Source organism: Pseudoalteromonas sp. TP27 (assembly GCF_056470645.1).
Window position 1 is genome coordinate 1 of record NZ_JARDAK010000037.1, and the last position, 9199, is coordinate 9199.

The following is a 9199-nucleotide window of genomic DNA, read 5'->3' on the forward strand; positions in this document are numbered from 1 at the left end:
ACCGTGATAATGTCGTTTTCAGAGAATCGTAATTGTTTACAGGTAGCGGCTTGCACGCTAACGCTCGTCACCCCAAGCAGGGCGACGAAGACCAGTGTTTTCATAAGGGTTACTCACGCTCGATGTTGAGTTGTTGAGAGAGGATTTGAATACCTATCGGGTTGATACGTAAAAAATCCATGCTTTGCTCGGCTAACTCAACTTTATCCATGAGTTGCCATTGAAGACTTAATACCAATTTTTCAGGGGCCGTGGTTCGGCCCATGGTTTTAGAGGTGCGAGTGAAATACACGTTGCTGCGTATCACGTTGTTCTCAATGCCATCGGCGCTGATGGCATTGATTTGGTCGTAGTGCTCGATGTTACGAAACTCAATCGTGACTTTATCTCGACTGGTAACTATCTTGGCCGCTTTCTCTTTGGCGTTAAATCCGCGAGGGGAAACAAAGTCATCACGCAAATCTGCCCCCATAAGGAGACTGGCGTCGCCCCAATCGGTGGCGATGGTGCTTGGATTGACTTGATAACGTAGGCTGGTGTAGCGAGAAAGGAGGCTGTCGATGGTGGTTTTAAAGTAGAGCTGTGCATCTTGGGGTTGGTAATCCACAACGGACCATGAGCCGTTGGGGGCGAGTTTTACATACACAATTTCTTTGTTGTTGTTTGCCTTTAAAAAGGCAAACCACGCAAAGGCAAGGGAGAAAAAGACCACGACCACTAAGGACAAACAGATGGCGAACCATCGGTTCCGTTCAGCGCGAAGGGCGGCGCGTTGCTTTAGCTCATTATCGAGGGCTTCAGCCCCCGATGGCGTATCAATGACGATACTGGATGGCATAACATACTCCTAGATAGCATTGGTGACGGTGATGTCATTCATAAAGAGTTTCAATGGCCATTGTGCGTTTAATGTTGGGTGGTCTTGCAGTTGACGATACAGCGGGTAGACGCCCATTTTCTTGGCACAATTTACTTCGGCTTCTTTATCAACAAGCGGTTGCTTAGAGGCTTTGTTTTTATCAATGCATTCCTCACGATATGCAACAATCAGCGCTGCATTTTCAGGGGCTGCGTTTTTCCAATTATAGTGAGTTTGCAGGTACATATCAGAGTGGCTTTGGGTTAATTGAGAGAGCTGGCCAATCATCATTATGATGAGGATAGTCACCGCGAGCCCGATTAGTTGTAAGACCGTGGTCAATAGTTCTTTTTTATTGATGTTGTTAAACATGTTATTTGTCCTTATGGGTGTTCATGAAAATACTTAATGGCCATGCGGGAATTAAGTGCTGTTGTGCTTCTTTAATCGATTGGTGCACGTCGTGAGCTCTGACACGAGCCGCACATAATGCTTTTTCATTGCTTGGGTCAAATGTAATGTTTTCATGATTTTTGTATACACATAGAGCAGTATCACTATCAATCATGACTGTTTTTATTTGAGGACTCTGAGCCCTTTGTATGTGGTGTACTTTAAGTAGATGAGCTGAATTAACATGTAACTGGGTCATTTGCCCGATACAAACCATTATTAACGAAAGAAAGAGTAAGCAAAGCGAATACAGAGTGATCCGTGCAATACGATCTGGTGTATAAAATGGCGTTTTCATGGTGTTGCGGTTTCCTTTGATTTAAGACTATTTTTTAGGTAAAAATTTATTAAGCCCTAATTTTGCTAATTTAGACGCCCCAGATGTCGCCGCTCGACTTGGTGAAGAGACGTTACCCACTAGGGCTGACGTTAATCCTATAGATGAAACGACAAGGAATATGGATAATATTCCCGTAACGAGTAGGTCTACATTGTTCAATCCTGACATTGACATGTTTATGGCTTTTCCTGCAACGGTGCACGAGGAAAAATTTACGGCACTTCCACAACTAATCAATCCGATACTGGCAAATTGCGCTTTAATCGCAAGGGCTGCCAGCGTCCCTGTTGCTTTTAATACAATCAGTAGAAAAAGGCTTCCAAGGGTAAATCTAAACCAGCCATCAAACAGATTTCGTGTTGATGGATGGATCAGCAATGGAATAAACAAGACACCGAGAATTTTAGTTAAGGCGAGTACCCAAACTGCCCATGAGCCAATGGCAAACATCACCACTTGCAATAAAGTGGCGATTATATACCAAAGTACCGCATAGACCATATCATCAAAAGGCATTCGCCAGAATGACACGTCTTCGTTGTACATCGAATTGAATGAATACGTGACCCATTTAAACAAGAAAAAGGGATCTCTATATCCCGTCCCCGTTTCTTGAATTGTCAGTCCTATTTCATCAAATAATTGATGAGTAGTATCAAATATGGTCTGGTAACTGGCAAAAATGAGTAAGGTTGCAAACACCATTAACGTGGATTGGGTGGTGCTTTCTATATCAAACCCAGTGAACATGAATTTAGCCACTTCGGTAAAATAAACGATAATGATAAGCACAGTAAACAGACCCCAGACAAAGGAAGTAAACGCACTGTGATTAATTAAGGTGTCGATAAAAACTGAAATGTCATTGGAAAACATGTATCTAAACGTATTACTCGCACTCATCGAAATGGCCTTTCATCAATGACTATTCCTTGCGCTTGGGTTCGTTTAATGCGCTCAAGTTGTCTTTGTTTCGCTCGAAGTTCCACTTCGGCGGATTGATTGGCCAGATTACTGGCCCCCATGGAAGCGAGTCTCATTTCATTGCTTATCGCGATTTGGTCAATCAATATTTGGTTTTGCTCAACAATCAATTGCAAGGTCGCTAACTCACTTTGAGAGCCTAAGCTCAATCGTTGCTCATCCAGATGGTCGATGTCGGCACGACTTTGTTTATTTAGCGCCCGATAATATTCTCGCTCTTTAGATTCATTATTCGCGTTATTGGCTAAGTTATACGAATAGCTTAAATCTTGCGGAACGTAACTGAGTGCATCCGTTGCCAAGATATTCATGTCATCACGAGTACCAAAATCTGCCTGACGGCGTGATAATTCCAATGTCTGAGGAACCTCCGTATCTAACAAATGGTTTTCATACAAGCGGTTCATGTCTCGGCTGATGGCCATGTAATCTTTTCTATCAAGTTTATTTTTTAGGGATTCCACTTGATTGAGCAGAACTTGATACTCCCTTAAGGTTTGGGTGTATTGGTCAATGGCCGTAAGCAGTTGGTCAGTGTTAAGCCCTGTTTGCTTAAGAATTTGCTCGTATTCTTGAATGAGCTGGCTGTATTGAGTTACGGCTTGAACTAATCCCGCAATATCAACCACGGGAAAGCCAGAGCCAACGGCCTTAAAGGATAAGCAGCCGCTTATTATTAATACCAGGACTTTTTTCTTTGTCGTATAAAAGTTCATGCTATTTCCTTAATCCGAGTTCATCGACAATGCGATCGATAGCCACATCAATGTCACTTTCTTCATCGTAGATACGTTGTGCAAGAGCGGCTTCATGAGGTCTTGAGGTAGCAATAACATATTGCTCAGGCTCTACATGAAGATTAACGATTTTGGCCACACCAATGTCCATTTGTTTGATGAACGCTTGTTTTCGTGGAATGAGGTTCAAGATGATGTCGCATTCATGGCTGGTCAGAAACGGAAAGGCATTTTTATATTCTTGCTCTTCCATTTCCTTGTCGCTCATGAAAATGAAGGTGGTTGCCGCACTTCGCAGCGTTGACCATTCCTCAAGTGCTGAATAGTGTTTAGGGGATTGAGTCCAAAATCCCATCCCGCCTCCATGCTTAAACCACGTTCTGGCTTTTTTAATCAAGAACTCAGCCGCGCCTTTTTGTGACAGAACGTATTGGCACTCATCCACTTCAAGAAACTTCGCTCGCTCACGATGGAGTGGGTTTTCAAATAAGCGAACCGCCCTAAAAAACAATTCTGTATTTACCAAGGTGGCGAGCTTTGGGTAGTCTTTGACGCCTTCGGTGTTGTAAACCGAAAACGGTTTATCTAATACCCCAATCGCATCTACATCGTTATCAAATAAGTTGCCGTACAACCCGCCTCGCTTGAAATACGCGAGTTTCTTATGCACTGACGGACTGCATTGTCCGAGCATGGCAGAGAAGTTTTTCAATTCAGTGCTTTCTTGTGACATGGTGGTTAAGATGGCATGGTCAAGCTGCGCTTGCTCATCCGAGGTTAAGGTTTGCAACTCAACCGCATCATTCTCTTGTAGCATCAAACGAATAAGGCCCATCATGTGACGACGAAAAGCGTCATCTTCTGGCCCCGTGGCCATCATGAAAGGATTAAAGCCTTCGGTGGTTTGGGTATCGCTTAATCGAAAAATAGCCCCATCTTCTTTGAAGAATCGAGCCACAGGCTCAGAGCCTTGGTCTATGTCCATGGCGCAATACATGCCGCCGAGTTTTGAAAAATGGGTAGCGATGCAGTTTTTTAAGAAGGTTTTACCGCTTCGCGTTGGACCGACCCCAATGACCAAACATTTATCACCGACAAACGGGGTATAGTGAAACGGAACCCCGTCATCCCCTTCGAGAATGTAAAGTGCTTCTTCTTTTTTACGACCAAAATCCCACAGCGGTAAGCCTTCATTTGAGCGATAAAAGAGAGACAGCGCAGCGGCTTGGGTGGTATTGATGGTACTGGTGCGCAGCCCCTTTGATGTGGCGCCGAGCAACAATTGTGTATAGGCTCCAACAAGCCCGATACTTTCCCACAGTAAGTGAAATTCAGCATTCTCAAGCACGGAATTTAATCGCTTAACGCGCTCACGAACCAAGGCCACACTGGTATCAAAAATAACTACGGATGAATTGAATAGACCGTATTTATCTGAATCGTGCGCGATGGTATCAAGCTCTGACAAGGTCTCTTTTAATCGTGGGTTGGCGTTCATTTTTTCTTTAATCGCGCCCGCCGAGGCGGTGCCTAACACTAAATCGGAAATAGCGACTTGTGAGCGATAGAGCTCACCTTCACGAGCCGATACCATGGCGTGTTTTTCACGGGTGGTAAACGGAGTAAAGCGGGTAAACAAAAGGTAATTTCCCTTCTCTAATACAGGGGCTAACTCACTGGCCCACGCGCTTTCTGGTACGGTTTCCATGCCAACCCCTTGTACGCTCGCGATGCGAGCATACACAGGCTGCGAGGCCCCAATTTTAAGATAATGAACCCCTTCTACAATCACGGTGGTTACTTCAACCGTGGCCAGATATTTATCCCAATCAGAGCGAGGGGCTCCCGCGTTTTCTTGTAAATAACGTGGCGAAAGTTGCACTAAGGCTTTTTGTAAAAAGAACAACGAGCCGTCATTCAATCGAGTATTAGTCAGAGAGCGAAAACTCAAGCCCAATACTAGCTTATCTAATGTGTCGTTGAGTGCATCACATTGAGCAAGAAACTCACGCTCCTCAATTAAACTGCATTCACGATGCGATAAAGCCAGTCGTAATAATTGGCGTTGGTTCTTATCAACCAGCGCTTGAAAAAAGGAGGCAATCAATCCCTTTTTTGAATTTAAGGCGCTTGATGGGGCTATTTCGATTGCCCAATATAAATTAGAGCGGTTCATGTCTCGCGTGTGATTTAAGAAGTTAGCACGACGCGTGGAGACTAATTGTGCTCGTGGGTTGTTTCTTGGTAACAGCGATACATGGGCGTTGTTTTGATGAAAATAATATTGCGTTAAGGTGGCATGAACGGGTAAGCGTTGAATAAGACCGCGAAGTAAGCGAGTCATGAGTGATTTATCTTCACTGCTTAACATTGCAGGTTCAACGCCTGAGAGCTCAAGCACCCCAATCACGCTGCCAGTATCGGTAATGGCCACGGAGTTCATGGCCGCAAACGTGTGTATAAATTGATTTAATGCTGCCATGAGTGTCTTTTCCTAGAAGCTTTGTAGCCAAGTAATGACGGTGCCCATGCTAAATAACGCAATGGCACCAATACAGCCTCGAAAAATCCAACCAAGGGCCGTGCCCGCTTGTTTTGGGATGAAGACCCAAAGGCCAATACCCGCACAAATGGCAACAAAGACCACGAACAAGGTGCCTGTGCCACCAAGAAAATCAACGATTTCTTGGAAGAAGTCGCCGACTTTACTGAATGGGCCGCCCCCGCTAGAGCCAATAGAGACGCGAGCATGAGCAAGGGTTGGGAATAACAAAATCAAGGGAATAATAGATCGGGTTGTTTTCATTTTTTTCTCCAGAGAGTAAAGGGCGTCACGCGGTGTTTTTGCATGATACGGATGTCTTTTTTAATGATGGTTTGTGGGGAAAGTGAGGCGTGTTGCAGTGTCTTAATCCAGACTTTCCATGCTTGTGGATCGTGTTTGTGCAATGCCCGCATGGGCATAAATAGTAGGGTTATCCAGAGCGAGCCTAGAATTAAGCCCCAAAAAAGCCCACCCAATGAAATAAGTAAACCAACACCAAAAACACTAAAGAGCGCGGTGATGGCCAGAATTTCAACGGGTAGGCCAAGAATGAGTGAATGTTTATCAAGGACTGTGGTGTTCTTGAGTTTTGGGTTTGATGGTGTCATAAATTGTCACGTCTTAGATCTGCATTTAACTTTTGCTATGAAAGTAATCCTCGTGATTTTCTTGATTATGCATATATACTTTGATTTTTAAGATAAAATTTAAAGGAATATTATGAACATAATAAAGAATACAGTTAGTGGATTGATACTTTTATTATTAATGAATGGTTGTAGTACAACAGAGCAAAGTCCAAATAATAAAGTTGAACTAAATCTTGTATATAATGAAGATTGGAATTACGGGATAACCCGTTCCGTTAATATCTACTTTGAGCCGACGGAGCGATCGGCATTGTCTAGTGATTTTCAGCCATTTAAGGATAATATAATCACAAATAGTCGTATGAATATTTGTGAAACAAAAGACAGTTGTACACTCGTCCCTGTGTATATTTATGTAGAATATCAAATGAAAGAAACTGATTCAGGGTATGAAATCAAAGGTAAATTCATTACAGAGCCAACATTAGAATCGAGTAAACACTTATTAGATCCAGTTATTATTCCATTTGAAATTACTAATCAAACAAAACAAGTCGTACATCTTGAAAATAAATTAGGTGCTAGCTTATCAATTAGTCGGCAACGCTGATTTTAAACAGAGTTGAATTGATTTTATTTTTTCACCTGTAAATAAAGAAGACTGGCAAGATTTCTGAGTTGAAAAATCAGTAAAGTGCAGTGTTTTAGTATGAGTTTGTGCTTTGGTCTTATCAGAGAGTGATTTTTCCATAACATTAATATCGATACTGATTTTTGTATCTGTCATTTTTTTTATAATGATTTCCCATCCTGTTTTTCTTTCTGTTATTACCTCGTTATTGTCGATAATGTCACTGATTGGTGTATTTAAAATAGACCGGAATAATAATGAATTTGAGAGAGAAAAGGTTAAGGGTTCAAGAGTGTGACGTTCATGCTCTTCACCATTAATATTTATCCACATTGTTGTGTTTGGTTTTGACAAAAGAGCAGCAACTTCTGGAGTCATGTTAATATGTGTAGTATTTATGGGCGTAGAGTGGGCATTGGTTTGTAAAGCAATTGTGAGGCTTAAGATAGCTAACCATCGTTTCATTATTATGTCCTTTTTGTATAAAAGAATCCTTAATATAAGGACTCTACGAGTTGCAATCGATGTGTTTCATAGGATCTTGGTGATTGTTTATATCAATGTCCGAGTACGCCAGTAAGTAATCCTCCCAAGCATCCATGTCGATAGGCAGAGTGATGGTTCTATCGAAGTTAGCTTTAGCAGTAGCAGAAGCTAAATTTAGTGGAAAAGCTGGTCGAAAATGATCGTGATATTGACCATTAATAATGACTACGTCATCATTTTTTGGAAATACGCAGGGTTTCATCAATTAATCCTTATCTTCATGGCTGTTCGATATGTGATGCCCAATTATCGATTGTGAGAGGTGATGAATCGTTAGTCTCTTCACAGATAAAGGCAAACAACCCCATCCGCCTAAGTAAATTCGTCGGTATCATGCTTTGCGACTTCAAAAACGCGATTTTTGGCTCTTTGAATTCAGTGTCGGAATGGCAAGAAATAAAGGCAGCAAAAAGAAGACCCTGACCATAACTGGTGGTTAAGTTTTCGTTGAGTAATACTAATTCTTCAATACTTAAACAAGTGACGTGAGTTTCTGATACAGAAATCAACAAACCGTCAATGGCATAATTCATATCATTGGCATGACGCTTGGCTTCATCGTGTGAAAATTCAACATCAATATTAAGGTTAGGTATATAGAAACCATAAACCAGTTTGTTCACAGACACTGTTTTTCGTTTCTCTACTCGATCTCTAATTTCAGAGAGTGCGATGTCAATGAGTTGAATTTCACGCACGCCTTGCAATGTTTTTTGTTGGTGCTCTTTAGCTAATGCGAGTATGGCGGATAGCATCGTATTGTTACCTTAATTTTTGTGCTTTTTTTGTCGCACGTCGGTAATCGATACGTGATGTCCAGTTCTCCTTCGTGACGGGCGATGCATAATTACGCTCTTCACAGATAAAGGCAAACAGTCCCATTCTATTAAGTAAATCAGTTTGTACATCCACACTATGACAACGCAAAAACACGGTTTTTGCTGGTCCTTGCTTATTCAATGTAAAGTCAGAAGGACAAGAAATTAAAGCAGCAAAAGGAATGTCATTGGTTTTGTGTGGTGTTGGGCAATGCCCACAACTGGCGGTTAAGTTTACGTCGATTAACTCGATGTCATCAATACTTAAATAAGTGACGTGAGTATTTGATACGTGAGCCAAACAAAAGCCAATCGCACTATTGATATGACGCTTTACTTCACTGCGTGGAAATTTGAAATCTGGTTGAGGTTTATAGCGACCATAAACCAGTTTTTGCACAAATTGAGATTCATATTTATCACTTTCGGTGATGTCTGAAAGCGTTGCGTTAAGGACGTGAAGTTCAGCAGTATCCAGTAATGGTCTGTGCTGCTCTTTTTCACCAACTAAGAACAAGGCGTATTGCATGGTGTTATTACCTTATTTGATAAGAGAAGAAACTCACTCAGCGATAAATACTTGGACACTGTATATAGTTTGGGATGCTTGCTATTTTTTAGCCTACTGCCAATAGACGGCACGTTGCTGTACGTGCTTACAAGACTGACACCCCCTAATTAAATTAAAAGAATGTA

At 42.0% G+C, this 9199-nt stretch carries 13 protein-coding genes; 1 reads left to right on the forward strand and 12 read right to left on the reverse strand.

Going from position 1 to position 9199, the window contains the following annotated elements; genetic code table 11:
* Nucleotides 1-109 precede the first annotated feature (109 nt).
* Genes PX700_RS21005 through PX700_RS21040 form a run of 8 tightly spaced genes read right to left on the reverse strand, consistent with a single transcriptional unit; the run spans nucleotide 110 to nucleotide 6526 of the window.
* A complete protein-coding gene (locus tag PX700_RS21005) occupies nucleotides 110-838 on the reverse strand; it encodes a VirB8/TrbF family protein (protein ID WP_479521834.1) in 729 nt (242 codons plus the stop codon).
* 9 nt (nucleotides 839-847) lie between these two features.
* Nucleotides 848-1231, reverse strand: a complete 384-nt coding sequence (locus tag PX700_RS21010) for a hypothetical protein (RefSeq protein ID WP_479521835.1) — start codon at nucleotides 1229-1231, stop codon at nucleotides 848-850.
* Between the two features lies 1 nt (nucleotide 1232).
* The gene (locus PX700_RS21015) at nucleotides 1233-1610 is read right to left on the reverse strand and encodes a hypothetical protein (RefSeq protein ID WP_479521836.1); all 378 of its coding nucleotides are present in this window, start codon (nucleotides 1608-1610) and stop codon (nucleotides 1233-1235) included.
* Between the two features lie 27 nt (nucleotides 1611-1637).
* Nucleotides 1638-2555 carry a type IV secretion system protein gene (locus tag PX700_RS21020; RefSeq protein ID WP_479521837.1) on the reverse strand — a complete coding sequence of 306 codons (918 nt, stop codon included), beginning with the start codon at nucleotides 2553-2555 and terminating at the stop codon, nucleotides 1638-1640.
* On the reverse strand, nucleotides 2552-3352 hold the full coding sequence (locus PX700_RS21025; RefSeq protein WP_479521838.1) for a hypothetical protein: 801 nt from the start codon (nucleotides 3350-3352) through the stop codon (nucleotides 2552-2554). The genes PX700_RS21020 and PX700_RS21025 overlap by 4 nt, the downstream gene beginning before the upstream one ends.
* Before the next feature lies 1 nt (nucleotide 3353).
* Nucleotides 3354-5855: a VirB4 family type IV secretion system protein gene (locus tag PX700_RS21030; RefSeq protein ID WP_479521839.1), complete on the reverse strand. Its 2502-nt coding sequence runs from the start codon at nucleotides 5853-5855 to the stop codon at nucleotides 3354-3356.
* Between the two features lie 12 nt (nucleotides 5856-5867).
* Entirely contained in the window at nucleotides 5868-6179 is a 312-nt protein-coding gene (locus PX700_RS21035) for a hypothetical protein (RefSeq protein ID WP_479521840.1), read from the reverse strand.
* Entirely contained in the window at nucleotides 6176-6526 is a 351-nt protein-coding gene (locus tag PX700_RS21040; RefSeq protein ID WP_479521841.1) for a hypothetical protein, read from the reverse strand. The genes PX700_RS21035 and PX700_RS21040 overlap by 4 nt, the downstream gene beginning before the upstream one ends.
* A 112-nt stretch (nucleotides 6527-6638) precedes the next feature.
* Here PX700_RS21040 and PX700_RS21045 point away from each other — a divergent pair, with 112 nt between their 5' ends.
* Nucleotides 6639-7118 (forward strand): hypothetical protein, encoded by a 480-nt coding sequence (locus PX700_RS21045; protein WP_479521842.1) that lies wholly within the window; start codon nucleotides 6639-6641, stop codon nucleotides 7116-7118.
* Here the strand turns inward: PX700_RS21045 and PX700_RS21050 are convergent.
* The 4 genes from PX700_RS21050 to PX700_RS21065 are packed head-to-tail and all read right to left on the reverse strand — an operon-like array spanning nucleotide 7098 to nucleotide 9032.
* On the reverse strand, nucleotides 7098-7604 hold the full coding sequence (locus tag PX700_RS21050; RefSeq protein ID WP_479521843.1) for a hypothetical protein: 507 nt from the start codon (nucleotides 7602-7604) through the stop codon (nucleotides 7098-7100). The two genes, PX700_RS21045 and PX700_RS21050, sit on opposite strands and share 21 nt — an antisense overlap.
* Before the next feature lie 43 nt (nucleotides 7605-7647).
* A complete protein-coding gene (locus PX700_RS21055) occupies nucleotides 7648-7887 on the reverse strand; it encodes a hypothetical protein (RefSeq protein WP_479521844.1) in 240 nt (79 codons plus the stop codon).
* A 16-nt stretch (nucleotides 7888-7903) separates the two neighbouring features.
* Nucleotides 7904-8440, reverse strand: a complete 537-nt coding sequence (locus PX700_RS21060) for a hypothetical protein (protein ID WP_479521845.1) — start codon at nucleotides 8438-8440, stop codon at nucleotides 7904-7906.
* 7 nt (nucleotides 8441-8447) lie between these two features.
* A complete protein-coding gene (locus PX700_RS21065; protein ID WP_479521846.1) occupies nucleotides 8448-9032 on the reverse strand; it encodes a hypothetical protein in 585 nt (194 codons plus the stop codon).
* Nucleotides 9033-9199: the final 167 nt, after the last annotated feature.